The organism is Pseudomonas sediminis (assembly GCF_002741105.1).
In the GTDB taxonomy this organism is placed as follows: Bacteria; Pseudomonadota; Gammaproteobacteria; order Pseudomonadales; family Pseudomonadaceae; genus Aquipseudomonas; species Aquipseudomonas sediminis.
The window spans coordinates 99446-126233 of the sequence record NZ_NIQU01000009.1 but is presented as its reverse complement, the minus strand read 5'-3'; the positions used below and the strand labels follow the sequence as shown (position 1 = coordinate 126233).

General features: G+C 63.8%; 26 protein-coding genes. 15 read left to right on the top strand and 11 right to left on the bottom strand.

The features are described 5' to 3' along the window. The first annotated feature begins 118 nt into the window (after nucleotides 1–118). The 3 genes from CDO35_RS19870 to CDO35_RS19860 all read left to right on the top strand — a co-directional run bounded on the left by CDO35_RS19870 (nucleotide 119) and on the right by CDO35_RS19860 (nucleotide 2841). Entirely contained in the window at nucleotides 119–1297 is a 1179-nt protein-coding gene (locus CDO35_RS19870) for an acetyl-CoA C-acetyltransferase (protein WP_099526345.1), read from the top strand. Between the two features lie 38 nt (nucleotides 1298–1335). Then, nucleotides 1336–2202, top strand: coding sequence for an MBL fold metallo-hydrolase (locus CDO35_RS19865; RefSeq protein ID WP_099526344.1), 867 nt, complete (start codon nucleotides 1336–1338; stop codon nucleotides 2200–2202). Between the two features lie 159 nt (nucleotides 2203–2361). After that, nucleotides 2362–2841: a YbaK/EbsC family protein gene (locus tag CDO35_RS19860; RefSeq protein WP_079785262.1), complete on the top strand. Its 480-nt coding sequence runs from the start codon at nucleotides 2362–2364 to the stop codon at nucleotides 2839–2841. 61 nt (nucleotides 2842–2902) lie between these two features. On the opposite strand, the gene CDO35_RS19855 is transcribed toward CDO35_RS19860, so the two are convergent. Genes CDO35_RS19855 through mpl form a run of 4 tightly spaced genes read right to left on the bottom strand, consistent with a single transcriptional unit; the run spans nucleotide 2903 to nucleotide 5477 of the window. Then, the gene (locus CDO35_RS19855) at nucleotides 2903–3193 is read right to left on the bottom strand and encodes a YceK/YidQ family lipoprotein (protein WP_099526343.1); all 291 of its coding nucleotides are present in this window, start codon (nucleotides 3191–3193) and stop codon (nucleotides 2903–2905) included. Continuing rightward, nucleotides 3190–3480 carry a DUF2845 domain-containing protein gene (locus tag CDO35_RS19850; protein ID WP_099526342.1) on the bottom strand — a complete coding sequence of 97 codons (291 nt, stop codon included), beginning with the start codon at nucleotides 3478–3480 and terminating at the stop codon, nucleotides 3190–3192. Before CDO35_RS19850 ends, CDO35_RS19855 begins: the two co-directional genes overlap by 4 nt. Nucleotides 3481–3491: 11 nt before the next feature. After that, nucleotides 3492–4121, bottom strand: coding sequence for a flavin prenyltransferase UbiX (ubiX, locus tag CDO35_RS19845; RefSeq protein WP_064494985.1), 630 nt, complete (start codon nucleotides 4119–4121; stop codon nucleotides 3492–3494). Next, nucleotides 4122–5477 (bottom strand): UDP-N-acetylmuramate:L-alanyl-gamma-D-glutamyl-meso-diaminopimelate ligase, encoded by a 1356-nt coding sequence (gene mpl / locus CDO35_RS19840; protein ID WP_099526341.1) that lies wholly within the window; start codon nucleotides 5475–5477, stop codon nucleotides 4122–4124. 249 nt (nucleotides 5478–5726) lie between these two features. On the opposite strand from mpl, the gene CDO35_RS19835 reads away from it, so the two are divergent. Beyond that, the gene (locus CDO35_RS19835) at nucleotides 5727–6182 is read left to right on the top strand and encodes a GNAT family N-acetyltransferase (RefSeq protein ID WP_036998299.1); all 456 of its coding nucleotides are present in this window, start codon (nucleotides 5727–5729) and stop codon (nucleotides 6180–6182) included. Between the two features lie 27 nt (nucleotides 6183–6209). On the opposite strand, the gene CDO35_RS19830 is transcribed toward CDO35_RS19835, so the two are convergent. Continuing rightward, nucleotides 6210–7793, bottom strand: a complete 1584-nt coding sequence (locus tag CDO35_RS19830) for a serine/threonine-protein kinase (protein ID WP_099526340.1) — start codon at nucleotides 7791–7793, stop codon at nucleotides 6210–6212. A 114-nt stretch (nucleotides 7794–7907) separates the two neighbouring features. On the opposite strand from CDO35_RS19830, the gene CDO35_RS19825 reads away from it, so the two are divergent. The 11 genes from CDO35_RS19825 to CDO35_RS19775 all read left to right on the top strand — a co-directional run bounded on the left by CDO35_RS19825 (nucleotide 7908) and on the right by CDO35_RS19775 (nucleotide 19404). Continuing rightward, nucleotides 7908–8735, top strand: coding sequence for a M90 family metallopeptidase (locus CDO35_RS19825; RefSeq protein ID WP_099526339.1), 828 nt, complete (start codon nucleotides 7908–7910; stop codon nucleotides 8733–8735). A 78-nt stretch (nucleotides 8736–8813) separates the two neighbouring features. Then, nucleotides 8814–9341 (top strand): inorganic diphosphatase, encoded by a 528-nt coding sequence (ppa, locus tag CDO35_RS19820; RefSeq protein WP_013717208.1) that lies wholly within the window; start codon nucleotides 8814–8816, stop codon nucleotides 9339–9341. Between the two features lie 154 nt (nucleotides 9342–9495). Continuing rightward, entirely contained in the window at nucleotides 9496–11124 is a 1629-nt protein-coding gene (locus tag CDO35_RS19815; RefSeq protein WP_099526338.1) for a methyl-accepting chemotaxis protein, read from the top strand. Between the two features lie 2 nt (nucleotides 11125–11126). Further along, nucleotides 11127–11621: a chemotaxis protein CheW gene (locus CDO35_RS19810; protein ID WP_079782736.1), complete on the top strand. Its 495-nt coding sequence runs from the start codon at nucleotides 11127–11129 to the stop codon at nucleotides 11619–11621. Nucleotides 11622–11625: 4 nt separating this feature from the next. Continuing rightward, nucleotides 11626–12873, top strand: a complete 1248-nt coding sequence (locus tag CDO35_RS19805) for a CheR family methyltransferase (RefSeq protein ID WP_099526337.1) — start codon at nucleotides 11626–11628, stop codon at nucleotides 12871–12873. Then, nucleotides 12866–13549: a chemotaxis protein CheW gene (locus CDO35_RS19800; protein WP_099526336.1), complete on the top strand. Its 684-nt coding sequence runs from the start codon at nucleotides 12866–12868 to the stop codon at nucleotides 13547–13549. Before CDO35_RS19805 ends, CDO35_RS19800 begins: the two co-directional genes overlap by 8 nt. Further along, entirely contained in the window at nucleotides 13546–15810 is a 2265-nt protein-coding gene (locus tag CDO35_RS19795) for a hybrid sensor histidine kinase/response regulator (RefSeq protein WP_099526335.1), read from the top strand. The genes CDO35_RS19800 and CDO35_RS19795 overlap by 4 nt, the downstream gene beginning before the upstream one ends. Next, nucleotides 15807–16811 carry a chemotaxis response regulator protein-glutamate methylesterase gene (cheB, locus tag CDO35_RS19790; protein ID WP_099526334.1) on the top strand — a complete coding sequence of 335 codons (1005 nt, stop codon included), beginning with the start codon at nucleotides 15807–15809 and terminating at the stop codon, nucleotides 16809–16811. Before CDO35_RS19795 ends, cheB begins: the two co-directional genes overlap by 4 nt. Before the next feature lie 61 nt (nucleotides 16812–16872). Next, nucleotides 16873–17895 carry a response regulator gene (locus tag CDO35_RS19785; protein ID WP_099526333.1) on the top strand — a complete coding sequence of 341 codons (1023 nt, stop codon included), beginning with the start codon at nucleotides 16873–16875 and terminating at the stop codon, nucleotides 17893–17895. Between the two features lie 209 nt (nucleotides 17896–18104). Continuing rightward, nucleotides 18105–18545 (top strand): type II 3-dehydroquinate dehydratase, encoded by a 441-nt coding sequence (aroQ, locus tag CDO35_RS19780; protein WP_099526332.1) that lies wholly within the window; start codon nucleotides 18105–18107, stop codon nucleotides 18543–18545. A 4-nt stretch (nucleotides 18546–18549) separates the two neighbouring features. After that, nucleotides 18550–19404, top strand: a complete 855-nt coding sequence (locus CDO35_RS19775) for a shikimate dehydrogenase (protein ID WP_099526331.1) — start codon at nucleotides 18550–18552, stop codon at nucleotides 19402–19404. A gap of 61 nt (nucleotides 19405–19465) precedes the next feature. Here CDO35_RS19775 and CDO35_RS19770 read toward each other — a convergent pair whose 3' ends face one another. The 6 genes from CDO35_RS19770 to CDO35_RS19745 all read right to left on the bottom strand — a co-directional run bounded on the left by CDO35_RS19770 (nucleotide 19466) and on the right by CDO35_RS19745 (nucleotide 26426). Further along, nucleotides 19466–20137 (bottom strand): TetR/AcrR family transcriptional regulator, encoded by a 672-nt coding sequence (locus CDO35_RS19770; protein WP_099526330.1) that lies wholly within the window; start codon nucleotides 20135–20137, stop codon nucleotides 19466–19468. 98 nt (nucleotides 20138–20235) lie between these two features. Next, a complete protein-coding gene (gene quiC, locus CDO35_RS19765) occupies nucleotides 20236–22143 on the bottom strand; it encodes a 3-dehydroshikimate dehydratase QuiC (RefSeq protein ID WP_099526329.1) in 1908 nt (635 codons plus the stop codon). A gap of 188 nt (nucleotides 22144–22331) precedes the next feature. Further along, nucleotides 22332–23219: a DMT family transporter gene (locus tag CDO35_RS19760; RefSeq protein WP_099526328.1), complete on the bottom strand. Its 888-nt coding sequence runs from the start codon at nucleotides 23217–23219 to the stop codon at nucleotides 22332–22334. Between the two features lie 127 nt (nucleotides 23220–23346). Beyond that, the gene (locus tag CDO35_RS19755; RefSeq protein ID WP_099526327.1) at nucleotides 23347–24162 is read right to left on the bottom strand and encodes a sugar phosphate isomerase/epimerase family protein; all 816 of its coding nucleotides are present in this window, start codon (nucleotides 24160–24162) and stop codon (nucleotides 23347–23349) included. 156 nt (nucleotides 24163–24318) lie between these two features. After that, nucleotides 24319–25368, bottom strand: coding sequence for a Gfo/Idh/MocA family protein (locus tag CDO35_RS19750; RefSeq protein ID WP_099526326.1), 1050 nt, complete (start codon nucleotides 25366–25368; stop codon nucleotides 24319–24321). A gap of 281 nt (nucleotides 25369–25649) precedes the next feature. Then, nucleotides 25650–26426 carry an IclR family transcriptional regulator gene (locus CDO35_RS19745; protein ID WP_099526325.1) on the bottom strand — a complete coding sequence of 259 codons (777 nt, stop codon included), beginning with the start codon at nucleotides 26424–26426 and terminating at the stop codon, nucleotides 25650–25652. Nucleotides 26427–26788 lie beyond the last annotated feature (362 nt).

The window sequence follows — 26788 nt, the reverse complement described above, 5'->3', positions numbered from 1 at the left end:
GCAATCCGCCACCGCCGAGCCGGCGGCCCTGCAAGGTTGAGCGTGTTGCGCGGCGCTTCGGCGCCGCGCTTTTTTATTCGAGCTTCGGCTGGCCCTGCCCAGCCGACGAGGAGTCCTTATGCGTGAAGTCGTGATAGTCGCCGCCTGCCGTACCGCCATCGGCAGCTTTCAGGGCGCGTTGAGCCGCATACCCGCGCCGCAACTGGGCGCCGCGGTGATCCGTGAACTCCTGGCCCGCACGGGAATCGAGGGCGAGCAGATCGACGAAGTGATTCTCGGCCAGGTGCTCACCGCGGGTTCCGGGCAGAACCCGGCGCGCCAGAGTGTCCTGCTCGCCGGCCTGCCACATACGGTGCCGGCCATGACCCTGAACAAGGTCTGCGGCTCCGGCCTCAAGGCGGTGATCCTCGGCGCCCAGGCCATTCGTGGCGGCGACGCCGAGATAATCATCGCCGGCGGCCAGGAGAACATGAGCCTGGCTCCCTACGTCATGCCCGGCGCCCGTAGCGGCCTGCGCATGGGCCATGCGCAATTGGTCGACACGATGATTCAGGACGGCCTATGGGACGCGTTCAACAATTACCACATGGGTATCACCGCCGAGAATCTGGCCGAGCAGTACGGCGTCACCCGCGCCGAGCAGGACGCCTTCGCCCTGCGTTCGCAGCAGCGCGCCCAGGCCGCCATCGACGCGGGGCGCTTTGCAGGCGAGATCGTCCCGGTGGAAATCCCCCAGCGCGGCGCCGAACCACTGCGCTTTGCCCAGGATGAACAACCGCGCGCAGGCACCAGCCTGGACAGCCTGGGCAAGCTGCGCCCGGCTTTCAAGAATGACGGCACGGTGACCGCAGGCAACGCTTCGACCCTCAACGATGGCGCCGCTGCCGTACTGCTGATGAGCGCCGAGAAAGCCGACGAACTGCAACTGCCGGTGCTGGCCCGTATCGCCGCCCACGCCAGCGCCGGGGTCGATCCGGCAGTGATGGGCATCGGCCCGGTATTCGCCAGCTGTAAGGCGCTGGAACGCGCCGGCTGGAGCCTGGAACAGCTCGACCTGATCGAGGCCAACGAAGCCTTTGCCGCCCAGGCCATCGCCGTCGGCCGCGAACTGCATTGGGACAGCGCCAAGGTCAATGTCAACGGCGGCGCCATCGCCCTAGGCCACCCCATCGGCGCCTCCGGCTGCCGCATCCTGGTCAGCCTGGTGCATGAGATGCAGCGCCGCGATGCCCGTCGTGCCCTGGCTACCCTGTGCATCGGTGGCGGCCAGGGTGTGGCCCTGGCCATCGAACGCTGAAACAATCACCGCGAACGGACAAGAATAAGAGATAACCCATGCGAACCCTGACCACCCTGACCGGCAACAGCCAGAAACTCGATGGCGGCGCCATGTTCGGCAACGCGCCCAAGGCTCTCTGGCAACGCTGGATGCCAGCCGACGAATTGAACCGCATCGACCTCGGCTGCCGCGCCCTGCTGGTACAGGAGGACGAGCGCAACATCCTTGTCGAGACCGGCATCGGCGCCTTCTTCAGCCCGGAGCTCAAGCAGCGCTTCGGCGTACAGGAAGAGCGTCACGTGCTGCTCGACAGCCTGGCCGCCGTCGGCCTGAGCGATGCCGATATCGATATCGTCGTGCTCACCCACCTGCACTTCGACCATGCCGGCGGCCTGCTCGCCGCCTGGCAGGCGGATCAACCCGCACGTCTGCTGTTTCCCAACGCACGCTTCGTCACCGGCCGGCGCCAATGGCAGCGCGCCTGCAATCCACACGCCCGCGATAAAGCCTCTTATATCCCGGAGCTGCTGGCTTTGCTGGAAGCCAGCGGCCGCCTGCAACTGATCGACGAAACCGACAGTTGCGAGCTACTAGGTCCAGACTGGCGCCTGCACTGGAGCGACGGCCACACACCGGGCCAGTTGCTGCCGGAGGTGGTCATGCCGGGTGGGCCGGTGGTGTTTCCCGGCGACCTGATCCCCGGTGCGCCCTGGGTGCACCTGCCGATCACCATGGGCTATGACCGCTTTCCCGAAGGCCTTATCGAGGAAAAGGAAGCGCTGCTCAGCGATCTGTTTTCCCGGGGCGGCCGACTGGTATTCACCCACGACCCGGACGTGGCCATGGGCCGGGTAACACGCGACGAAAAAGGTCGCTTCGGGCTCGATGAAGCCGAAAAAGCAGCGCATCTGCTGGCAAACTGACGCCATCAGGCCTTGACGTGCTGGCTATGCGGCGCGAGCATGGCCGCTTGTTTTTTCGCCGTGCTCACGACCACGCCAGCGCCAGGATGAGGCTGTGCCTGACCAGCACAGACTGGCCACAGCGTCGTGCTCACCTCGACAGCCCTGGGGAACCGCTTCATGAGCCTGGCCTCTGTACGCGCCTTCTTCGCCGCCAAGGCGCCCGACATCGCGATCATCGAACTGCAGTCCAGCACCGCCACCGTGGCGCTGGCTGCCGAGGCGCATGGCGTATCGCCGGGACAGATCGCCAAGACCCTGGCCTTTCGTATCGCCGAACGCGACGTGCTGATCGTCGCCCGTGGCGACGCCCGCATCGACAACCGCAAGATGAAGGAATGCTTCGGCGCCAAGTCGCGCATGCTCGATGCGCAAACGGTGATAGAGCTGACCAGCCATCCGGTGGGCGGCGTCTGTCCATTCGGCCTGGCTACACCGCTCAGCGTCTACTGCGACCGCTCTTTGCTGGCCTTCGATGAGGTCCTACCGGCGGCCGGCGCCACCCACAGCGCCGTACGCATCGCTCCGCAGCGCATGGCCGAACTGGTCGATGCCGAATGGATCGACGTGTGCCAGGAAGTAGAAACGGAAACCTGCTGAGCGACGCCAGCAACGCCAACCCCGTAGGCTGCGCCAGCGCCTTCTCCGCATTACATCCGAGTTACAGCCCGCCACTAATGCCCAGGCTTACGCCCAGCGCAGTGGCCAGTGACAGGGGCAGCAACAAGGTATCGAGCAGCGCACTGGCCGGCAGATCCAGCCTGGGATAGCTTGGCGCTTCGGCGCCGAAACGGTCCAGCGGGCAGCACCCGCCATTGATCGCATACCAATCCAGTCGCGTGCCGGCATAGACCACCGGCGCACCAGGCTTGGCCGCGTCCAGCGTGCGTACGGTGGCACAGCCGCTCAGATTCAGCGCCAGCAACAGGGTGAGCGTTACAGGCCGTCTCATCCGCGTTCGGTCCTTATTTCCACCAGCTTGCCATCGAGAAAACGCAGGTAGCGGTAGACGCCATTGCGAGGCCCATACACCCATTGCTCGACTGTCACGCCGCCACCCTGCGGACTGCTGGGTGGTGTCACCTCACGCTGATCGGGTTCACCGCATTTGCGCAGCACCTCGACGCTACGCTCGCCCTCGTAAACCAGGGCGGTACCGCAGCGCATGGACGCCTCTGCAACCGGCAGCAACGACAACGTGAAGACGCTTCCCAACACACAGCGACTCACAATGGACATCAGCACTCTCCTTAGTCATCTGATACCAAATGATGCTCCCCCCAGCGCGGCAGCATGTCCTGGGGGATATTCAGGCAATTGAGGATGCGCGCCACGACGAAGTCCACCAGATCATCCAGCGTTTGCGGCTGGTGATAAAAACCCGGCGAGGCCGGCAGGATGGTCACGCCCAGATTCGACAGCTTGAGCATGTTCTCCAGATGGATGCTCGAATACGGCGCCTCACGCGGCACCAGAATCAGCTGGCGGCGCTCCTTCAAGGCTACGTCGGCGGCGCGCTCGATCAGGTTGTTGCAGGCACCGGCAGCGATGGCCGACAAGGTGCCGGTGCTGCACGGCACTACCACCATGGCAGTGGGCGCACCGGAGCCGGAGGCGGCCGGGGCCATCCAGTCTTCCTTGCCGTAGACGCGGATCTGCCCCGGCGCCGCACCGGTGTACTCGGTCAGGAACTGCGCCATGGACTGCGGTTTGGCCGGTAGCGCCACGTCGGTTTCGGTGGCCATCACCAACTGCGCAGCCTTGGAGATCAGGAAGTGCACTTCGCGCTCTTCCTGCACCAGGCAGTCGAGCAGGCGCAGGCCGTATTGCGCGCCCGAGGCGCCGGTCATGGCCAGGGTTATTCTCTCAGGGCCAGACATTTATCCCTCCAGAGCTGCTGCCAGCTTGCCGTGCAAACCGCCGAAGCCACCGTTGCTCATGACCACCACTTGGGTACCGGGGCGCGCCAGAGCCTTCACACCATCGATGATCGACTCCAGCGAGTCGCACACCCGCGTCGGGTTGCGCGCCTGCGCCACGGTGGCGGCCAGGTCCCAGCCAAGATTCGGCGGCGCGTACCAGAACACCGCATCGGCCTGTTCGGCGGACTCGGCCAGGCCGTCACGATGGGCGCCGAGTTTCATCGAATTGGAGCGCGGCTCGATCACCGCGATCACCTGGGTATCTTCGCCGACACGCTTGCGCAGGCCATCGAGCGTGGTTGCTATGGCAGTGGGGTGGTGGGCGAAGTCATCGAAGACGGTCACACCGTTCACCTCGGCGACCTTTTCCATACGCCGCTTGGCGTTGATGAACTGGCCCAGTGCCTCGATGCCCAGCGCCGGCACCACGCCGACATGGCGCGCTGCGGCGAGTACGGCCAGGGCGTTGGCGACGTTGTGCTGGCCGGTCAGGTTCCACTCCACGGTGCCTTCGACCTTGCCGTCGAAGCTCACCTCGAAGCGCGAGCCATCCGCACTGAGCAGACGTGCCTGCCACTGACCACCTTCACCGGTGGTCTGCACCGGCGTCCAGCAGCCCATCTCGATCACCCGCGCCAGCGCGCTTTCGCTAGCCGGATGGATGACCAGCCCCTCGCTGGGGATGATGCGCACCAGATGGTGGAACTGCCGCTCGATGGCCGCAAGATCCGGGAATATGTCCGCGTGATCGAATTCCAGGTTGTTGAGGATCGCTGTGCGCGGGCGGTAGTGGACGAACTTGCTGCGCTTGTCGAAGAAGGCGCTGTCGTACTCGTCGGCCTCGACCACGAAGAACGGCGTATCGCCCAGACGCGCGGAAATACCGAAATTCTGCGGCACGCCGCCGATCAGGAAGCCCGGCGCCATGCCGGCGTGCTCCAGCACCCAGGCCAGCATGCTCGAACTGCTGGTTTTGCCATGGGTGCCGGCGACCGCCATCACCCAGCGCCCCTGCAGCACGTGATCAGCCAGCCACTGCGGGCCGGACACATAAGGCAGGCCCTTGTTCAGCACGTATTCCACCGCCGGGTTGCCACGGCTCATGGCATTACCCACCACCACCAGATCGGGCGCCGGCTGCAGGTGCGCCGGATCAAAGCCCTGCATCAGCTCAATGCCCTGGGCTTCCAACTGAGTGCTCATAGGCGGATAGACATTGGCATCGGAGCCAGTGACGCGATGGCCGAGCTCCTTGGCCAGCACCGCGAGCGAGCCCATGAAGGTGCCGCAGATGCCGAGAATATGAATGTGCATGGATGTCCTCTGAACACGCCCTACTCGTAGGGCTTAAAGCGATGGCGGCAGGTTAGCACAGCGCCCGCCAGGCGGCTGCTGCGCCCAGTTCAGACAGATGCACCAATACCAAGTTGCTCGGCCTCGGGAAAATCAAACGCTTGCTTGGATTGCGCTTTCAACTGGCTTTGAGGCAGCATCGGCTGACCCGCTGGCACAACAGCTGCATCGCCACTGCTGCCCCACCATAGAGAAAAGCCGAGGCCCACCATGCGCATCGTCCAAGCCACCCTGGAGCACCTGGACCTGTTGACCCCGCTGTTCGTCAAATACCGCGAGTTCTACAACGAGCTGCCCTACCCCGAGTCGTCACGCAAATTCCTCGAGAAGCGCCTGCGCCGCAAGGAGTCGGTGATCTATCTGGCTTTGGCCGACGACGAGGACAAGCTGCTCGGCTTCTGTCAGCTCTACCCCAGCTACTCCTCGCTGTCGCTCAAGCGCGTGTGGATTCTCAACGACATCTATGTCGCCGAGGATGCTCGCCGCCAACTGGTAGCCGACCGTCTGCTGCACACCGCCAAGCAGATGGCCAAGGAAACCAACGCCGTGCGTATGCGCGTGGCCACCAGCCGCGACAACGAGGTGGCGCAGAAGGTCTACGAGTCCATCGGCTTCGTCGAGGACGAGCAGTTCAAGAACTACGTGCTGCCGATCAACTCCGATTGATCTACTCGCAGGTGTAGCGGCTGCCCGTCAGCCGCCGAGACTGAGCAGCAGCCCCAACAGCAATGGCAACGTGACCAGACCTAGCGCAGCCAGGCGTGCCGGCTGCATTGGCACGCGCCGCAGCGCTTGACTGCGACGCGCCTGCAAGGGCTGCTGCAATGCCAGCTGAAACTCCGACAGCGCCTCGAAACGTGCCTGTGGCTGCGGCGCCAGGGCGCGGGCCAGCACGCCATCCCAGCCTTGCGGCACATGCACGGTAAAGGTCGCCAAGGGCACATAACAGTGTCCAGGCCTGACGTCGCCGCGCGCCGCCTCTGGCCATTGCCCCGACATCAGCCAGTAGATCAGCGCCGCCAGGGCGAACTGATCGGCACGACCATCCAGTGCTCGCCCGCTGCGCAGTTCCGGCGCTAGCGGTACAGCCTGCTCAGGCAAAGACTGACGCGCCACACCGGGCAGGATCGCAGCGGCGTCAGGCAGAAACAGCACGCGCCCGTCATCACCGAGCAAAATCTGCCTCGGGCTCAACCAAAGCCCCTGCATGCCACGGCGCTGCAGCGAACGCACGGCGGCGATCAGTTGCGTCACTATCCCTATCAGCGTCTGCGTATCCGGCGCCCCATGAGCAGCCACCCAATCGAACAGGTTGCGCATGCCGCGAGGCGGTTTGGCCAGCACCAGGTATGCATGGCTGCGCGCCTGATGCGGCGACAGTACCTGCGGCAAGGCCTGCTGCGTACTGCGTCGCAGAGCCCACTCACGCTGCCAGAAGGCTTCGCCTGCCTCGTCTTCGGCGAACCAGAGCACGGCTTCCCGCCCGGATTCATCACGCCCGAGGTATACCCGCCCAGACGGCCCATAAGGACATTGACGCAACAGCGTCCAGCCATCGAGCTGCTGGCCGCAGGCGATCTGCATCAGCGCCGGACACACCACAGCGGACGGTGCCGGCGCCAGGCACTGGGTTTCCCCCAGACGCAGCAGCACTGCAGCGCCGGGAGCCTGCAACAGCGGTTTCAGCCGCTCGCCCAAGCCACCCTCCGCCTGGATACATAGCCCTTGCAGATCACTCACATCGATTAGCGGTTGCGGCGCCAGCAACAGATGCTCGCCGCGGCTCGGCAACAGACTGTGCTGAACCAGCGCCAACTCGGCCTGAGCACCGAGAGCCTGCCCCTCACGCCCTGCCAGGACTTGCAAGACACCTTTGTGCGCACGCGCCAGACCGACACTACCCGCCTGCAGAAACTGCAACTCATCTCCCTGCATCAGCAACACACCGGCATGCAAGTCGGCGGCGCCCCGCCCGGCCTGCTGCCGCCGGAACAGCTGTAGGTTCAGCGCGGCCAGCACCTGTCGCGCCGCCTGGGTTTGACTCCAGCCCTCAGGCGTACAGCGAAAATCGGCGAACAGGGCGTCCAGATGACGTTCCAGGCTTTGCACCACATCAGGGCAGTGACGTGCCCAAAGCAGCACGACCAGCAGCAATGGCGGACGCTGCAGGCGACCGGCCAGCCACATCGCCCGAGCCCGCGCGGCCTGGTGCGGCAAGTCCAGCCCGGTGCCGCTCGCCAGCGTGATGCCCGGGTGTTCCAGCAGTTGTAGCGCCATGCTCAGCCCTCCTGCTGCAGCGAAGCTGCAAGAGGCGTTGCAGCCTTTATGCCGACTTGTAGCGAGCGCTTGGCGCCCTTATGGTGGCCGGGTCCTCCCAACGAGCCCGCATGCATGTGGTCCTTCAAGGCCTGGCGCCGCCGTCGCACCCTCGAAAACAACCCTGTCGATCCCGCACACTGGGCCGAAGTACGCAGACGCCTGCCGATCCTCGATGGCCTCGACGAGCGTGAAGAGCAGCAATTACGCGAACGCGCCGTGCTGTTTCTGCATGACAAGCACCTGACCGCCCTGCCGGGCCTGCAGCTCGGCCCGGTCGAGTACCTGCTGCTGGCAGCCCAGGCGCAATTGCCGCTACTGCACCTGGGCGATCTGGACTGGTACCGGGGGTTTCACGAAATCGTCCTATACCCGGATGACTTCGTGAGCCCGCAGCGCCACCGCGACGCCAGCGGTATCGAACACGAATGGGACGACGCGCGCAGCGGCGAGGCCTGGCAACAAGGCCCGGTGATCCTCGCCTGGCCGGGCGTCGAAAGCAGCGGCGGCTGGGAAGGCTACAACCTGGTGATCCACGAACTGGCGCACAAGCTGGACATGCTCGAAGGCGGTGCCAATGGCCTGCCACCGCTGCACCGCGACATGCGCGTGCAGGATTGGGCGCATGCCATGCAGAGCGCCTATGACGCACTGAACGCCGAGCTGGACGCCAATCCCGACGCCGAGACCGCCATTGACCCGTACGCGGCGGAAGACCCGGCAGAGTTCTTCGCGGTGGCCAGCGAATACTTCTTCAGCGCACCGGATCTGCTGGCGGATGCCTTTCCGGACGTCTACCAGCAGCTGTCCTTGTTCTACCGCCAGGACAGCCTGGCGCGATTGCGACGGCTGCAAGCGGAACACCCCGACTACAGGACGGTCGAAAACGCGACCAATGGCTGAGTAGGCCGCCGTAGTAACGCAGTGCGAATACGCCTATAATGCGCCCCACTTTTTTGGCCCTCCCTGGGAGTTTCCCCCATGAGCTACAGCAAGATCCCGGCTGGTAAAGACCTGCCGAACGACATCTACGTTGCCATCGAAATCCCGGCCAACCACGCGCCGATCAAATACGAAATCGACCATGACACCGATTGCCTGATGGTCGATCGCTTCATGGCCACCCCGATGTTCTACCCGGCCAACTACGGTTTCATCCCGCACACTCTGGCTGACGACGGCGACCCCCTCGACGTGCTGGTCGTGACTCCTTATCCGGTCGCGCCGGGTTCGGTGATCCGCGCTCGTCCGGTCGGCGTACTGCACATGAGCGACGAAGCCGGCGGCGATGCCAAGCTGGTTGCCGTTCCGCACGACAAACTGACCGTTCTGTACAAAGACGTTCAGGAATACACCGACCTGCCCGCGCTGCTGATCGAGCAGATCAAGCACTTCTTCGAGAACTACAAGGATCTGGAGAAGGGCAAGTGGGTCAAGGTAGAAGGCTGGGGCGGCGCTGAAGAAGCCCGTGGCCTGATCAACAAGGCAGTCGCGGCTTACCAAAAATAAGCCCTGACCACCTCCTAAAAGCCGGCCACAAGCCGGCTTTTTTATTGCCTTTCACCAGGCAACCTGTACAAATTCGTTACACCCAGGCAAAACGGCAATGTGCCGGTATGCTGTAGTTGATGGGTAAATTGATCAGCCAGGGCACGTGGATATGATGAACCTGACCGTACGCAATCGAATCATCGTCAGCTTCCTGCTGATCATCGCCATTCTGGTCCTGCTGGCCGGCGTCTCCTACATGCGCCTGGTCAAGATCGAGAACGAGGCCAATGGCATCCGCAGCGAGTCGATCCCGGGCCTGTATTACCCGAGCAAGACACAAGAGCTCTGGTCCCGTCACATGCTCGACACTCGCCGCTTGCTGTTGCGCGCCGTCGATGAAGACGTTGCCACCCTGCTGGACAACTACCGCGACCAGTTCGCCACGCAGATGCAGGCGCTCGACGAGGAGTTCGGCCGCTACCAGAGTGCCACGGCAGACGAGCAGGAGCTGGCGCTGGCCGAACAGTTCCGTCAGGTGCAGCACCAGTATCTGAACCGGCACGGACAATTGCTCGATAGCCTGCCGAGCCTTGCACCCAAACAGGCTCGCCAATTCAGCGCCGAACGCGTGTTTCCCGAGTGGGAAAAAGGTGAAAGCCTGCTGAGCGAGCTGATCGAAATGAATCGCGGCCAGGCCGATGCCGCCGCGCGTGAGATTCGCAGCGCAGTGCGGATCATGGAAGCGGGGTTACTGATCGCCATCCTGCTGGCCATCCTCGTCTCCGCCGTCTGCGGCTGGCTGCTGATGAGCGCCATCACCACCCCCGTGAACCGCATCGTCAGCATCCTCAAATCCCTGGAAAGCGGCGACCTGTCGGCGAAACTCGACATGCACCGCCGCGACGAATTCAACGCCATCGAGCTGGGTTTCAACAGCATGGTCGGCGAGCTCAAGAACCTGGTCGGCAACGCCCAGCGCTCAGCGGTGCAGATGACCACCTCGGTCACCGAGATCGCTGCCACCTCGCGCCAGCAGCAGGCCACGGCCACCGAGACCGCTGCCACCACCACTGAAATAGGCGCAACTTCACGGGAGATCGCGGCCACCTCGCGCGATCTGGTCCGCACCATGGGCGAGGTATCGGACAACGCCGAGCAGACCTCGATTCTCGCTGGCACCGGTCAGCTGGGCCTGGCGCGCATGGAAGAGATCATGCACCAGGTGATGGGTGCAGCCGATGTAGTCAACGGCAAGCTGTCGATCCTCAACGAGAAGGCCGGCAACATCACCCAGGTGGTCACCACCATCGTCAAGGTGGCCGATCAGACCAACCTGCTGTCACTCAACGCCGCCATCGAGGCGGAGAAAGCCGGCGAGTACGGCAAGGGCTTCGCCGTGGTGGCCGTGGAAGTGCGCCGCCTGGCCGACCAGACCGCCGTGGCCACCTACGACATCGAGCAGATGGTGCGCGAGATCCAGTCCGCCGTATCGGCCGGCGTGATGGGCATGGACAAGTTCTCCGAAGAAGTGCGCCGCGGCATCGGCGAGATGGCGCAGATGGGCGACCAGCTCAGCCAGATCATTCAGCAGGTGCAGGCCCTCGCGCCGCGTATCCAGATGGTCAACGAAGGCATGCAGGCGCAGTCCACCGGCGCCGAACAGATCAACCAGGCATTGGTGCAGCTCGGTGAAGCCAGCAGCCAGACCGTCGATTCGCTGCGTCAGGCTGGCGCCGCCATCGATGAACTCAACCAGGTGGCCAACAACCTGCGCGTTGGCGTCAGCCGCTTCAAGGTCTGAACATGCCAGCCCCCAGCAAAGCAGCAGCGGGTGAGCTGCACCTGCAGTTCACGCTCGGTGATGATCGCTACGCCCTTCCCGCCAGTCAGGTGGTCGAAGTGCTGCCGCTACGCCGTCTGAAACAGGTGCCCGAAGCGCCGCTGTGGGTAGCCGGGTTGTTCGAGCATCGCGGCCGAGTGACCCCAGTGATCGATCTCAGCCGTCGCGTGCTGGGGCGCGCCGCCCAATCCCGTAGCAGCACACGCGTGGTGCTGGTGCGCTTCGACCTGCAGCTGGGTGAGCAGTCGCCAGTGCTAGGGCTGATTCTGGAGCAGGCCACCGACACCCTGCGCCTGCCCAGTGAGGCGTTCAAGGCCAGCGGCCTGGAAGCAGGCCAGGCGGACTACCTGGGGCCGCTGCAGCGTGATGCCCGTGGCATGATCCAGCGCATCGAGGTCGCCGGGTTGCTCGACGACGAGGTACGCGCCCTGCTGTTCCAACCTGCGGACCAGGGCTGACGGCATGATCGAGCATATCGAGCGCCTGCTGAAAAGCCGTATCGGCCTGGAAGCCGAATCGGTCGGCCGCACGGTGATCGAACGCGCCGTGCGCCAACGCATGAGCGCCCTCGGCCAGCAGAACCTGGAAGGCTACTGGACCACCCTCGGCGGCTCGACGCGCGAACAGCAGGCGTTGGTGGAAGCGGTGGTGGTGCCGGAAACCTGGTTCTTCCGCTACCCGGAGTCGTTCAATGCGCTGGCCAGCCTGGCTCAGGAGCGCCATGCGCAGTTGCATGGCGGTCGGCCGCTGCGCCTGATCAGCCTGCCCAGTTCCAGCGGTGAAGAGCCCTACTCCATCGCCATGACCCTGCTCGATGCCGGCTTTTCCGCCGAGCAGTTCCAGATCGACGCGCTGGACGTCAGCGACAAAGTGCTGGAGCAAGCTCGCAAGGGCCTCTACGGGCGTAACTCGTTCCGCGGCGATGCCCTGGCCTTTCGCGATCGTTTCTTTCACGAGCAGGACGCCGGAAGTTTTCTCCTCGACGAGCGGGTGCGCACATGCGTCAGGCTGCGCACCGGTAACCTGCTCGATCCCAGCCTGTTCGCTGGCGAGCCCAGCTACGACTTCATCTTCTGCCGCAACCTGCTGATCTACTTCGACCGCCCAACCCAGGTGCGCGTGCTGGAGCTGCTCAAGCGCCAACTGCAAGAAGGCGGCACGCTATTCATCGGCCCAGCCGAGGCCAGCCTGGCCAGCCAGAACGGCTTGCAGGCGCTGGGCCGGCAGCAGACTTTCGCCTTTCGCCTGGCCCCGGCCCAGACGCCCATCAGCGCAGCACCACGAGCGCCTGCCCCGCGTACGCGCCCGGCGGTGGTTACAGTACCGCGCCCTGTCCCGCCAAGCCGACCACGACCGCAGGGCAGAACACTCAGCGCAGCGGTGCCGGCAACGGTCGTAACGGATACCTGGGCCGACGTGGCCAGCCTGGCCAACGCCGGCCGCACCGACGAGGCGCGCCAGCGCACTGAGCAGCACTTGCAGCAGAACGGCCCCAGCGCCATAGCCTATTACTGGCTGGGCCTGCTGTGCGACGCGGCAGGCCAGGGCGATCAGGCCTGCGCCTACTACCGCAAGGCGATCTATCTCGAACCACAGCACCGTGAGGCGCTCACTCATCTGGCCGCACACCTGGAAGCGCAAGGCGACCAGAGCGGCGCCCAGCGCCTGTATCGACGAGCGCAGAACCCCGAGGTAGGCGAAGGTGACTGATCAGGACCAGCTATACAGCCAACCCACCGTCGACGACTGCTGGAATCGCATCGGCGTATTCGGCGACAAGAGTTGCCCGCAGCTGGAGCGACATATCCATTGCCGCAACTGCGAGGTTTACGGCGCGGCGGCCATCGCCCTGCTCGACCGTTACGGCAGCACGCTGGAGCGTGGCGATGACGACTACGGCCAGGGCGAAACTCAAGAGGCGCAGGGCGAACAGCGCTCGCTACTGATTTTCCGCCTTGGCGAGCAATGGCTGGCCATCGCCACGCGCTGCCTGGCCGAAGTCATGCCGGTATCGCCGATTCACGTGCTGCCGCACCGCAACAGCCGTGGCCTTCTAGGTGTAACCAACGTGCGCGGCACCCTGGTCGCCTGCTTGTCGCTGGCCGAGCTGCTCGACCTCGACACACCACAGGATGCGCGCCGCAGCGAACGCCGGGTGATACCGCGAATGCTGATTCTGGAAAGCGGCAGTGGCCCGCTGGTGACACCGGTGGATGAAGTCAGCGGCATCCAGCGCATCCCCGTAGCGCGCATCAGTAGCACCAAACATGACGACAAGCGCGCCATCAGCCGTTTCACCGCCGGCGTCCTGCAATGGCAGGACCAGAGCATTACCCTGCTCGACGACAAACAGTTGCTGCAAACCATGATCGGGAGCCTCGCGTGACACCTGACCAGATGAGGGATGCATCGCTACTCGACCTGTTCCGGCTGGAGGCCGAGGCGCAGAAGCAGGTGCTCGATACCGGCCTGCTGATTCTCGAGCGTGACCCGAGCAACGCCAGCCAGCTGGAAGCCTGCATGCGCGCCGCGCACTCGCTCAAGGGCGCAGCGCGCATCGTCGGCCTGGACCATGGCGTGCAGGTCGCCCACGCCATGGAAGACTTGCTGGTCGCCGCCCAGGAAGGCCTGCTGCGCCTGCTGCCCGACCACATCGACGCCCTGCTGCAAGGCTCCGACCTGCTCCTGCGCATCGGCCAGGCACAGCAGGACGCCGAGCTGGAAGCACGTGTAGAAACCGTCACCACACGTCTGCAGGTGCTGCTTGGCAACGCCGTACCGGCACTGCGCGTGCAACCAGGTGAAAGCGCCGCGTTTGTCGCCGAAGCCAAACCGGCCAGCCTGCCGGAAACGCCCACGCCGACCGCTGCCACCCCCGCCGAACCAGTGGCCGACGAACGCATCAGTCGCGTATTGCGGGTGTCGGCCGAACGCTTCGATCACCTGATCGACCTGTCCGGTAAATCGCTGGTGGAATTCCAGCGCACCAAGCCGCTGAACGATTCGCTGCATCGCCTCAAGCGCCAGCAGGAGTCGGCACGCCGCACCCTGGAGAGCCTGCGCGAGCACCTGCTCGGCACGGACCTGGACGCCTCCGCCCAGGCGCTGTTCGCCGAGAGCCGCAACCTGCTGATCGAATGCCAGCAACAGCTGCAAGCCCATCAGGAACTGTTCGACGACTTCGTCTGGTACGGCGGGCAACGCACGCAGCAACTGTACGACCTGGCCCTGGCTTCGCGCATGCGCCCCTTCGCCGATGTGCTCACCGGGCAGACACGCATGCTGCGTGACCTGGGCCGCTCGCTGGGCAAGCAGGTGCGCCTGGAGATCGAGGGAGAAAACACTCAGGTCGACCGCGACGTGCTGGAGCGCCTGGAAGCCCCCCTGACGCACCTGCTGCGCAACGCTGTCGATCACGGCATCGAGCCGCCGGCGCTACGCGCTCGCAAGGGCAAGCCGGAAGAAGGTGTGGTTCAGCTGCGCGCGCGTCATCACGCCGGCATGCTGGTGCTGGAGGTCAGCGACGACGGCGCCGGTATCGACCTCGAACGCGTTGCCCAGGCGGTGATCAAACGCCGTTTCGCCACCGCCGAGCAGGTCGAGCAGATGACCGAGGACGAGCTGCTGGCCTTCCTCTTCCTGCCCGGTTTCAGCATGAGCCAGCAGGTCACCGAAGTCTCCGGGCGCGGTGTCGGCCTCGACGTGGTGCAACACGAGATTCGCCGCATGCGCGGCAACGTGCGGCTGCTGCAGAACCCCGACCAGGGCTGCCTGTTCCACCTCGAACTGCCATTGACGCTCTCGGTGGTACGCGCGCTGGTAGTGACCATCGGCGGCGAGGCCTATGCCTTCCCGCTGGCGCAGATCGAACGCATGCTGCGCCTGCCACGCAGCGCCATCGTCCAGCTCGAGGGGCGCCAGCACTTCTGGCTGGAGGACGAGCACGTCGGCCTGATCTCCGCCGCACAGCTGCTGCAATGCAATGAAAAACAGGGCGATGATGACAGCATCCCCATCGTGCTGATTCGCGACCGCGAGCAGTATCACGGCCTGGCGGTCGAAGCCTTCCTTGGCGAGTTCACCCTGGTGCTGATGCCCCTCGATGGACGCCTGGGCAAGATGCGCGACGTTGCTGCCGGTGCCCTGCTGCACGACGGTACGCCGGTGCTGATCCTCGACGTCGACGACCTGCTCAACTCGGTGGGTAAATTGCTCGGCACCGGTCACCTGGAGCGTGTCGACCATGCCAGTCATGCGCGCCAGGCTGTCAGCAAGCGCGTGCTGGTGGTGGATGACTCGCTCACCGTGCGCGAACTGGAGCGCAAACTGCTGCTCAGCCGCGGTTATCAGGTATCGGTCGCCGTCGACGGCATGGATGGCTGGAACGCCCTGCGTGCCGAGACCTTCGACCTGCTGATCACCGATATCGACATGCCGCGCATGGACGGTATCGAGCTGGTCACCCTAGTGCGCCAGGACCCACGCCTGCGCTCGCTGCCAGTGATGGTGGTGTCGTACAAGGATCGCGAGGAAGATCGCCGCCGCGGCCTGGAGGCCGGCGCCGACTATTACCTGGCCAAGGCCAGCTTCCATGACGAAGCACTGCTGGACGCCGTACAAACCCTGATCGGTGAGGCCCGCGAATGAGGATCGCCATTGCCAACGACATGCCCCTGGCGGTCGAAGCCCTGCGCCGTGCGCTGGCGGCAGAACCCGAGTACCAGTTGATCTGGGTCGCCAGCAATGGCGAGGAAGCGGTCAGCCGCTGCCGCGACGACCTGCCCGACCTGCTGCTGATGGACATGCTAATGCCCGGCATGGACGGCGTGGAAGCGACCCGACGCATCATGCACGACACCCCCTGCGCCATTCTCATCGTCACCTCGGATGTCGAGCGCAACATGTCACGGGTGTTCGACGCCATGGGCGCCGGTGCGCTGGATGTGGTTGCCGCGCCGTCGCTTGGCCCGCAGCAGGTGCTCGATGCCGCGACCGTGCGGCGCAAGATCCATAACATCGCCTGGATGATCGGCCACAAGACCTCGCGCTCGGTCAAACCGACGCCCGTGCGCAGTGCCGACAACCGTGGCAAGAGCCTGGTGGCCATCGGTGCATCGGCGGGCGGCCCGGCTTCACTGGTGGAACTGCTGCGGCAGATCCCGGCGGATTTTCCTGCCAGCATCGTGCTGGTGCAGCATGTCGACGAAGTCTTCGCCGCCGGCATGGCCCAGTGGCTCGGCAGTGAATCGCACATACCCGTGCGCCTGGCGCGGGAAGGCGAAGTGTTGCAGCCGGCTACCGTGCTGCTGGCCGGCACCAACAACCACCTGTATCTGGCGCCCGAGGGGCGCCTGGTCTATCGACGCGAACCTGCCGATCAGGTCTACCGGCCCTCTATCGATGTATTCTTCGAAAGTGTGGCCACCTACTGGCGAGGTGATGCTATCGGCGTGTTGCTGACGGGCATGGGCCGCGATGGCGCCAGGGGCCTGAAGCTGATGCGTGAACGCGGCTTTCATACCATCGCCCAGGACCAGGCCAGCAGCGCCGTCTACGGCATGCCCAAGGCCGCCGTGGCACTGGGTGCCGCAGCAGAAGTACTAGCCCTGGACAGAATTCCCACGCGCCTGATCGAGCGCCTGGGCTAAAAACGCCAACCGCGGCCAAAGCAGCCGCGTAACCTACGAAAACAAAGGCGGAGACGCGCTTATGCAACGGCCTCAAGGTAACTCCAACCATCATCACGGTTTGCCCGACTATTCGATGATGGTGCTGCTGGTCGACGACCAGGCCATGATCGGCGAAGCCGTGCGACGTGCCCTGAGTGAAGAGAGCGATATCGACTTCCACTTCTGCTCCGACCCGCACCAGGCGCTGAGCGTGGCTCAGCAGATCAAGCCGACGGTGATCCTGCAGGACCTGATCATGCCCGGTGTCGACGGCCTTGAGCTGCTCGCCCAGTACCGCGCGGCGCCCGGCCTGCGCGATGTGCCGATCATCGTGCTGTCGACCAAGGAAGACCCCAAGGTCAAGAGCGCCGCCTTCACCGCCGGTGCCAACGATTACCTGGTCAAGCTGCCGGATGTGATCGAGTTGCTCGCGCGCATTCGCTACCACTCGCGCTCCTACCTGACCATGCTGCAGCGCGACGAAGCCTACCGCGCCCTGCGCGAAAGCCAGCAGCAGTTGCTCGATACCAATCTGGTGCTGCAGCGCCTGATCAAGTCCGACGGCCTCACCGGCCTGGCCAACCGCCGCTACTTCGACGAATACCTGGAGATCGAGTGGAGCCGCGCCCTGCGCGATCAGAGCGAACTGTCGCTGCTGATGATCGACGTCGACTATTTCAAGGCCTACAACGACCAGCACGGCCACGTCGCTGGCGATGAAGTATTGCGCCGCGTTGGTGAGTCGCTGCGCGCCAGCTGCACACGCGCCACCGACCTGGCAGCCCGCTACGGTGGCGAGGAATTCGCGGTGATCATGCCCGGCACTGCAGCCGGCGGCGCGCGCCTGCAGGCAGAAAAAATCCGCCGCGCAGTGGAAGGGATGGGTATTCCTCACGACCTACCCAAGCCGGGCTCGCCAATCAGCGTAAGCATAGGTATCGCCACCATCCGCCCCTCTGTGGAACATGACCCGCTGAGCCTGGTGATAAAGGCCGATGAAGGCCTTTACCTGGCCAAGCACAGCGGCCGCAATCAGGTGGCGCAGGCAGGCGAAAATCACTGAGCCCGCTCCACGGGCGGTAATCGCCCACTTTCCTGACTCTCTTCGGCTCTGCCGAGATTCCTCGTAACCCGCGCATTTACTGATGCCTGCCGCCCCATCCAGGGGCAGCAGGCATTTTTTGCGTGCCCGTTTGGCCGCCACTGAATTGACTGAATTAACCAGTTAGTACATTTTCCCCGCAGTCACGTCACAACAACAAGAGACACCCCATGACGCCCTGCATTCTTGTACTCAATGGCCCCAATCTGAACCTGCTTGGAACCCGCGAACCGGCCACCTATGGCCATGAAACCCTCGCCGACATTTCCCAGCTTTGCGCCGATACCGCCGCCGAACACGGTTTGAAGATCGAGTTTCGCCAGACCAACCACGAAGGCGAGCTGCTCGACTGGATTCATGCCGCACGTGGGCGCTGCGCCGGCATTCTGATCAATCCGGCAGCCTGGACCCACACTTCGGTAGCCATTCGCGATGCGCTGGTGGCCAGCGAACTGCCGGTGATCGAAGTGCACCTGTCCAACGTGCACAAGCGCGAGCCGTTCCGTCATCACTCGTTCGTCTCGACGATCGCCGTCGGTGTCATCTGTGGCCTCGGCAGCCAGGGTTATCGGCTCGGCCTGCAGTACTTCGCTCAATCGCTCAAGGGGTAAGGTCATGTCTAGCGTCAACAGCGGCATTCTCGCCGGTCTCATCGGCAAAGGTATTCAGGCCTCCCGCACGCCAGCCATGCACGAGCGCGAAGGCGATGCACAGGGGTTGCGCTACCTCTATCGTTTGATCGACCTCGACCAATTGGGCCTCGACCTCGATGCGCTGCCTAGCCTGCTCGATGCGGCGCAGCACATGGGCTTTACCGGCCTCAACATCACCTTCCCGGCCAAGCAGGCGATCATCCCACTGCTCGACGAGCTATCGAGCGAGGCGCGTGGCATTGGCGCGGTGAACACCGTGGTGCTCAAGGACGGCAAGCGTGTCGGCCACAACACCGATTGCCTGGGCTTCGCCGAGGGCTTGCGCCGTGGCCTGCCCAACGTGGCCCGCCGTCGCGTAGTACAGATGGGCGCTGGGGGGGCCGGCGCAGCCGTGGCTCATGCCCTGCTCGCCGAAGGCGTCGAACGCCTGTGCATTTTCGAGGTGGAGCCAGGCCGCGCCCAGGCCCTGGCAGACAACCTCAACGCTCACTTTGGTAGCGAGCGCGCCATCGCAGGTGACGACCTGGCAGGCGAAGTCGCGGCTGCCGATGGCCTGGTCAATACCACGCCAGTGGGCATGGCCAAGCTACCGGGCACACCGCTGCCGGTGGAGCTGCTGCACGCCGAGTTGTGGGTCGCCGAGATCATCTACTTCCCGCTGGAAACCGAACTGCTGTGCCACGCCCGCGCCCTGGGCTGCCGCACCCTGGATGGCGGCACCATGGCGGTGTTCCAGGCGGTCAAGGCGTTCGAACTGTTCAGCGGCCGCCCGGCCGATGCCGAACGCATGCAGGCGCACTTCGCCAGTTTCAGCTGAGCCACATGCAAAGAGGCCCTGGCCGCGCACAGCGCGGCCAGGGCCTCTTTTTTGTTCCGTCCTAGCCCTGGATGTAGCGCAGCACCGCCTCGCAGATCATTGCCTTGTGGCGTTGCTTGACCTGTTCGTCAGGCAGATCGATCTGGAAGATCTCGCCAAAGGTATGCCGGTTCGATACGCGGTAAAAACAGAACGAGCTCATCAGCAGGTGTACGTCCAACACATCGATGCCTGGGCGGAACACGCCCTCTTCCTCGCCGCGGCGCAGGGTCTTGCCGAGGGTATCGAGCACCACGTTGCTCATCTGGCGAATGACCGGCGACTGCTTGACGTATTCGCCGTAGTGGATGTTCTCGATGCTGACGATGCGCACGAAGTCGACGTTGCGGTCATGGTGATCGAAGGTGAATTCCACCAGCCGACGAATCGCCAGGACCGGTGGCAAGGACGCCAGGTCGAGGCGGCTCTCGGTACCGCGGATGTCGCCGTAGAGTTTGACCAGCACCTCGAGGTAGAGCTGCTCCTTGCTGCCGAAGTAGTAGTAGATCATCCGCTTGGAGGTGGCGGTGCGCTCGGCGATGGCATCCACCCGCGCCCCGGATAGCCCCTGCTGGACGAACTCCGTGATGGCAGCCTGGAGGATGCTCTCACGGGTTTTCTCAGGGTTGTTCTTACGTACCTTGCGCACCACCTCGGTCGGTGGCGGGGTCAGGTTGGCAACGGCTTCTGTCATACGGCAATGGTCTTTTTTATAGGTATTGGTGTACGGATTATGGCAGGCCGCACAGACGCTGGGCAGCGGCGCCCCTCATGGTCACCGTCAGACCAGAATCAAAGCCTCGGTTTCTTCACCGCACCGCTGCGCGTCTTGGCCATGGCCGCCAGGCGTACCGCGACGTTGGCCGCGCCATAGCCGACATAACCGCCCTTGCGCTGAATGATCTCGAAGAAGAAGCGCTCCTCGAACGGCTCGGTGTAGACATGAAACAGCTCGCCGCCCTGAGCATCACGATCATAGAGCACGTTGTAGTAGGCCAGCTCGCTCAGGAATTCGTCGTCGAAATCGAAGCGCGCGGCCAGGTCGTCATAGTAGTTCAGCGGGATTTCCAGTAGCGGCACACCCGCTTCCTTGGCCCGCGCCACCTCGGCGAAGATGTCCTCGCAGGAGAACGCGATGTGGTGCACACCGGAGCCCTGGTAGCTGGACAGCGCATGGGCGATCGCCGTGTTGCGGTTCTCCGAGATGTTCAGCGGCAGACGAATCGAGCTGCAGCGACTACGAATCGCGCGGCTTTTCACCAGGCCGTAGGGGTCGGGCAGGACCACCTCGTCGTCCGCCTCGAAGTCCAGCAGGCTCTTGTAGAACAGCACCCAGCTGTCCAGCGAATCGGCCGGCAATGCCAGGGCCATGTGGTCGATACGTTGCAGGCTGCCCGTGGCCGTAGCGGCCGGGTTCAGGCTGAAGTCGGTGTCATAGATGGTCTGGCCTTCACCAGCCTGCTCCACCAGATAAATCAGGCTGCCATCCGGAGCGCGTACAGCCGGCACCTCGCGCTCGTTCGGGCCGACCAGGCCACGATAGGGCTGGCCGCGATAATCGCAGGCGCGCTGGAGCGCATCGGCACCATCTTTGACCCGCAATGCCGTGGCGCACAATGAAGGGCCATGGGATGCGAAGAAGTTGTGCGCGAAAGAGTAAGGCTCGGCATTGAGCACGATATTGATATCGCCCTGACGCAGCAGGCTGACATCCTTGGAACGGTGCTGACCGGCGTGAGCGAAACCCAGACGCTCCAGCCAACCGGCCAGGCGTGCACCCACCGCCTCATCGACGGCGAACTCGAGGAACTCGATACCCGCGTAGGGATGGGCCGCCGGCGGAGTGAACAGTAGGCCCGGCTCGATCTGATGCCCCTCTTTCTCGAGACGCTTGTGGGTCTTTTCCTCGAGGTAGAGCAATGAGCGCAAGCCATCGGCCGCGTTCTGCCGCGGCGGTGCGGCGCGGAAGCCATCGTTGAAGATTTCCAGCGACAGCGGGCCGCGATAGCCAGTACGCAGGATCGGCGCGAGAAAGCCCGCCAGATCGAATTCACCCTGGCCCGGGAAGCAGCGGAAATGCCGGCTCCACTCCAGCACGTCCATCGCCAGGATCGGCGCGTCAGCCATTTGCACGAAGAAAATCTTGTCCCCGGGAATCTCGGCGATGGCACTCGGGTCGCCCTTGAGCGACAGGGTATGGAAGCTGTCGAGGATCATCCCGACGGCCGAGTGATCGGCCTGTCGCACCAGGTTCCACACCTGCTGATAGGTGTTGACGTGACGCCCCCAGGCCAGCGCTTCATAGCCGATACGCAGGCCGCGCGCACCGGCGCGCTCGCCCAGCAGACGCAGGTCATCGACAAGGATTTCTTCATCGCCCAGCGAATCGGCGGCGACGTTACTGCACACCAGCACCAGGTCGGTGCCCAGTTCCTGCATCAGGTCGAACTTGCGCTCGGCGCGGTCGATGTTGCGCTGCAGACGATCACGGCGGCAGCCTTCGAAGTCGCGAAATGGCTGGAACAGGGTAATGGCGATGCCAAGGTCGGCGCAGCGCTTGCGAATCTCGGTAGGGCTGCCGTCGTAATAGAGGAGGTCGTTCTCGAAGATTTCCACGCCGTCGAAACCGGCCGCGGCGATGGCTTCGAGTTTCTCTGGCAGGGTACCGCTGAGGGAAACGGTGGCAATTGAACGCTGCATAGACGGCTCCGGGCTAAGGCGGCGCCGTGGCGGGCAAAGTGAGGGAGGCAAGACGCGCTCATGAGCCCTCACTCGGCCGGTTGGTCGGCGCTCATGGATTGTTCGTAGCCTGGATTATTGGCAGGGGCGGGAACATCGGCAATTCAAAATGAACGAACTGGTTAGTTTTCTGTTCGATTATCGAACAACTATGATTTCTGACGCCCTCGCCCATTCTGCCAGGCCGCCGCCAGACCACTGAGGCAGATGATGAGAATACCGACCAGCGCGGTGCTGTCCGGCTGATGCTGGAACACCAACAAACCCAGCAGCCCGGCGAAGATGATCTGCCCATAGCCAAACGGCGCCAGCATCGCCGGCGCCGCATAACGGAAGGAATGCGTCAGCAGCAAGTGTGCGGCCATGCCACAGCCCCCTAACGCCAGCATCATCAGCCCATGCGTGACGCTGGGTATCTGCCAGAAGAACGGCACCAGCAGGCTCATCACCAGGGTGTTGACCAGCCCGGCGAAGAAGTTGCTGGTGGTGGCGCTGTCCACGGTACTCAGGCGCCGGGTCAGTATTTGATAGAGACTGAAGCACAGTGCAGCGCTCAGCGGTAACAACACCGCCGGGGTAAACAGATCGCCACCGGGATGGACGATGATCATCACGCCGACAAAGCCAACGATCACCGCGACCCACTGCCCACGGCTGACCTTCTCGCCCAGCAGCGGCACCGACAGGGCAGTCACCAGCAAAGGCGCGAGGAAGATCACCGACGTTGCTTCAGCCAACGGCATGAACATCAGGCCCGTGGTGAACAGCAGGCTGACGCTAAGCAGGCTGAGCGCCCGCAATACCTGCAAACCCGGACGCTTGGTGCGCAGAACGCGCAAGCCTGACTGTGGCAGGAAGATGCCGGCCATCAACAAGGTATGCACGACGTAGCGCGCCCAGACGATCAGGACGATCGGATAGAAGCCGGACAGGTACTTGGAAATCGCATCGTGACTGGCGAACAGAAAGGTCGCCAGCACCATCAGCGCAATGCCCTTGAGTGGATGATTGACGCCGGATAGCGGTTTGGAGCTCATGGGGTACTCGGGATGCGGCAAGCCGCGCAACCATAGATAGGTAGCTAACTATACAGACCGCCCTATCCTGCCGCCTATGACCCGCGTGACAGTATTCGACCCGCGGGTGACGGACGGCATCGAGGCGCTACAAGCGCTCCAGCAGGCGCAGAGTTTTGTGCATGGCCATTTGCGCCCGTTCCAGGGCGCTGACGCCCTGTTCGAGCAGCTGACGCGTGGGTATTTCCAGGCTCAGGGCAATACTCGGCGGCAGCGCACGCAGCAGACCGAGCAAGTCGCTGTCGCCATCACCGGGGAAACGCCGTTCGTTGCGCGCCTGGCGCAAGATCTCGTCCATGTCGTCCGGGCGCGGGCCGTTGACGTCGCACAGTTGCGCGTAACGCATGCGTGCGGCCGGTACCTGCGCCAGGTCCGCCAGGCTCGAGCCCGAGCGATCGAAGTGAAAGGCATCGACCAGAATGCAGCCGTTGGGCCGGTTGGCCGCATCGACGATACGCTTGGCCTGGGTCAGGTCACGCGCGTTGGTCCAGGGCATGAACTCCAAATGCGGGAACAAACCAAATGGCGCGGCCAGGTCACAGACGGCTGCGAAATTGTCGGTCAGACGCGCTTCGTCCGGGTCGTTGCCAGCGATCAGCACCTCTGTAGCGCCAAACTCGGCGCCCACGTCGAAGATGGCCTCGAAGTTGCTGACCCGGGTATCGGGCTTCAGACGCAGAATCTCGATATCCGCCACCTTGATCCCGGTATCGCGCAGGCGCTTGAGCGTCTGTGCGCGTAATCCGGCATCAGCCATCAACGGAAAGTGATGCTCCTCGGCCGTGGCCGGCACCAGGCGCAGGCCTACATGGCTGTAGCCAGTGCGCGCGGCGATATCGACCATTTCCGGCGGTGAAACTTCGAGGACGGTGAGGGCAGCTAGGGACAGAATACGTTCGCTCATGATGACTCTCGTGTTTAGAGGGTGTTTACAAAGCAGCGAGCGAAGGTCAAGTAAGGCGAAAGCAGTCGAAAAAGCGGAGTGTACGAGTAGTACATGAGCATTTTGAGACTGTTTTCAACGCAGCATGACCGAGCGCAGCAATTTGTAGGCGCCCTCTCAGATGATTTCAGGGTTACAGGCCTGTCCGCTCTCCGCCGCCTGGCGGATGGCCTCGACCAGCGCCAAGGTACGACCGGCATCGGCGGCGCTGATCAGCGGCTGAGCCTGGCCTCGGGCAACTGCGATGAAATGCCGCAGCTGACGGCGCAAGGCTTCGCCGGCATCGAAACCTTCCTGCACCTGCAACAACGGCTGGTGCCAGCCGGCGCCGTCCTCGGCGTAATGCCAGCGCTTGAGCTGCGGAATGCTCAGGGCACCGCGCGTACCGGCGAGCAGGTAGCAGGGCTGGTCGGCCTGGCGCGGGTAGACCGGGTTCTCACCGGAATCCAGTTCCCAGCTCCAGGGCGCGGCAACGGCGTCGGAGCCAGTCAGGCTGCCCAGCGCACCACCTTCGAATTGCAGCAGCACCGCCGCGCTGTCTTCATTGGCAAAGCCGCGTACGCCATTGCTGGTGATGGCTTGCACCTGGCGCACTTCGCCGCACAGATGGCGCAGCAGGTCGAGGTCATGAATCAGATTGGTCAGCAGCATCCCGGCCCCGGCTTCACGGCGCCAGGCTATGTCGTAGTAGCTGTCGGGCTTTTGCACCTGCCACAACGCGGTCACCGTGGTCAGTCGACCGAGACTGCCCTGCTCGATCAGCTCGCGGGCGCGGGCGATCAATGGATTGTGTCGACGATGATGGCCAACCAGTACCGGCACACCGGAACGCTCGCTGGCAGCGACCAGCTCACGCACCTCGTCCAGATGCACGCCCACCGGTTTCTCCAGGAGGACCGGTACGCCAGCGGCGATGCAATCGAGCGCCGTGCTGACGTGAAGTGCGTTGGGGTTGGCGACGATCACCGCCTCGGGCCGCGCCTGCTCCAGCATCTGCAAGTGATCGGCGAAATACGGCACGCCGCATTCAGCCGCGAAGTCAGCCGCTTGCGGGCCTGGGTCGGCGATGGCACAAAGTTGCGCCTCGGCCAGAGCCTGCAGGTGCTGGTGATGCTGACGGCCCATGACACCGGCGCCGATCAGGGCAATACGCAAAGGGGAAGTCACGCGGCGATCCTCTTGTTGTCGTTCTCACGCAGGTGCACCCCATGCATCAGGCGCAGACCTTTTTAATATTTAGAACTCAGTTCCAAAATTTACGCAAGACGAAAAATACAGAGGAGCTTTGCGCGTTACGGAAACGTCGTAGGGCGCGCCGTGCGCACCTAAACCGGCAAAGGAATCGGATTCGACAGGCCGTAGCAGCGGCTTCAGCCTCGAATCACCGTGCTTCGCGGCTGAAGCCGCTCCTACAATGACGTGGCCGCGGGCGTGTCGCTTCTAGCCGATCAGGCGAACAACTCGGAGGCAGGGCTGGCAGCGGACAACTCTTCGGCAGCAGCCAGCAGATCTGCAGCCAGCTCGTGCATGCGCGCAAGCGGCAAGCGTGCGCTCGGGCCGGCGATGCTGAGCACACCGATCACCCGACCATCACGCGGGTCACGCACCACAGCAGCCAGCGCTGCGGTGCCGATCGACGAACTTTCCATGACCCAGGCATAACCCTGCTGACGCGCCAGGGCCAGGCGCTGCAGCAACTCCTGTTCGTTGCGTGGCGCATTGGGGCCGACATCGGCAGAGTCGGCAATACCCTGCCGCGCCACCAGTTGCAGGGCATCGGCATCGCTCATGCTGGCCAGCCAGGCGTGCCCGGAAGCGGTGTAGAACAGCGGCGCGTCGCGCCCCATGTCAGGGTCGTAGCGCAGGCCGGAACGGGCGCCCTGGCTCTTGGCAATCCAGGTCTGGCGCTCGCCCTCGATCACGCCAAGACGGACCAGCTCGCCGCTGGTTTCGGCCAGGCCATCGAGAATCGGCTGCACCACGTCAGCGCCGCTGTTGGTCAGATAGCGAAAGCCCAGCGCCACCAGTTTGGTGGAAAGCCGATAGCGACTGGTGAGCGCATCCTGGCGTACGTAACCCAGGCGAATCAGCTCGGCGAGCATGCGATGCGTGGCGCTCTTGGGAATATCCAGCTCATCGGCCAGAACCTGCATCTGCACGCCACGGGCGTCGCGAGTGAGGCTTTCGAGAAGGCTGAGCGCGCGTTCGATCTGACTGCCGGCCATGAGAGAGTCCTGGAAAATTTGCGCCGATTCTAAGAGACAAGCGCCCGCCGATGCGAGCCAGACGCACGCCTGCCTCTGGATGCAGGGGCGCGGACGCGCGATACTGCCGGCGCGACGCGTAATGTACTAACTGGTTCGTTCTTGTTCGGTTATCGAACAGAACCCCGTTTAGCGAATTGAAATGGCCAGCCTGGTCGGCTCACTATTCCTACCACGCCTGAAAACGAAGCGATCTTCTGCCTGGTGCATCGCGCTTCGAATGTTTCAGCAGCCAATAAATATAAGAAGGTCAATTGTCATGTCACAGCCTATGCACCTGCGTGCCCCGGCCTCCCATGCCACAGCCAGGGCCACTCCTTGCC

Bases quoted from the DNA above. Each gene is read 5' to 3' on its own strand.
- CDO35_RS19870 (WP_099526345.1), top strand. From the start codon at position 119: ATGCGTGAAGTCGTGATAGTCGCCGCCTGCCGTACCGCCATCGGCAGC.
- CDO35_RS19865 (WP_099526344.1), top strand. From the start codon at position 1,336: ATGCGAACCCTGACCACCCTGACCGGCAACAGCCAGAAACTCGATGGC.
- CDO35_RS19860 (WP_079785262.1), top strand. From the start codon at position 2,362: ATGAGCCTGGCCTCTGTACGCGCCTTCTTCGCCGCCAAGGCGCCCGAC.
- CDO35_RS19855 (WP_099526343.1), bottom strand. From the start codon at position 3,193: ATGAGACGGCCTGTAACGCTCACCCTGTTGCTGGCGCTGAATCTGAGC.
- CDO35_RS19850 (WP_099526342.1), bottom strand. From the start codon at position 3,480: ATGTCCATTGTGAGTCGCTGTGTGTTGGGAAGCGTCTTCACGTTGTCG.
- ubiX (WP_064494985.1), bottom strand. From the start codon at position 4,121: ATGTCTGGCCCTGAGAGAATAACCCTGGCCATGACCGGCGCCTCGGGC.
- mpl (WP_099526341.1), bottom strand. From the start codon at position 5,477: ATGCACATTCATATTCTCGGCATCTGCGGCACCTTCATGGGCTCGCTC.
- CDO35_RS19835 (WP_036998299.1), top strand. From the start codon at position 5,727: ATGCGCATCGTCCAAGCCACCCTGGAGCACCTGGACCTGTTGACCCCG.
- CDO35_RS19830 (WP_099526340.1), bottom strand. From the start codon at position 7,793: ATGGCGCTACAACTGCTGGAACACCCGGGCATCACGCTGGCGAGCGGC.
- CDO35_RS19825 (WP_099526339.1), top strand. From the start codon at position 7,908: ATGTGGTCCTTCAAGGCCTGGCGCCGCCGTCGCACCCTCGAAAACAAC.
- ppa (WP_013717208.1), top strand. From the start codon at position 8,814: ATGAGCTACAGCAAGATCCCGGCTGGTAAAGACCTGCCGAACGACATC.
- CDO35_RS19815 (WP_099526338.1), top strand. From the start codon at position 9,496: ATGAACCTGACCGTACGCAATCGAATCATCGTCAGCTTCCTGCTGATC.
- CDO35_RS19810 (WP_079782736.1), top strand. From the start codon at position 11,127: ATGCCAGCCCCCAGCAAAGCAGCAGCGGGTGAGCTGCACCTGCAGTTC.
- CDO35_RS19805 (WP_099526337.1), top strand. From the start codon at position 11,626: ATGATCGAGCATATCGAGCGCCTGCTGAAAAGCCGTATCGGCCTGGAA.
- cheB (WP_099526334.1), top strand. From the start codon at position 15,807: ATGAGGATCGCCATTGCCAACGACATGCCCCTGGCGGTCGAAGCCCTG.
- CDO35_RS19785 (WP_099526333.1), top strand. From the start codon at position 16,873: ATGCAACGGCCTCAAGGTAACTCCAACCATCATCACGGTTTGCCCGAC.
- aroQ (WP_099526332.1), top strand. From the start codon at position 18,105: ATGACGCCCTGCATTCTTGTACTCAATGGCCCCAATCTGAACCTGCTT.
- CDO35_RS19775 (WP_099526331.1), top strand. From the start codon at position 18,550: ATGTCTAGCGTCAACAGCGGCATTCTCGCCGGTCTCATCGGCAAAGGT.
- CDO35_RS19770 (WP_099526330.1), bottom strand. From the start codon at position 20,137: ATGACAGAAGCCGTTGCCAACCTGACCCCGCCACCGACCGAGGTGGTG.
- quiC (WP_099526329.1), bottom strand. From the start codon at position 22,143: ATGCAGCGTTCAATTGCCACCGTTTCCCTCAGCGGTACCCTGCCAGAG.
- CDO35_RS19760 (WP_099526328.1), bottom strand. From the start codon at position 23,219: ATGAGCTCCAAACCGCTATCCGGCGTCAATCATCCACTCAAGGGCATT.
- CDO35_RS19755 (WP_099526327.1), bottom strand. From the start codon at position 24,162: ATGAGCGAACGTATTCTGTCCCTAGCTGCCCTCACCGTCCTCGAAGTT.
- CDO35_RS19745 (WP_099526325.1), bottom strand. From the start codon at position 26,426: ATGGCCGGCAGTCAGATCGAACGCGCGCTCAGCCTTCTCGAAAGCCTC.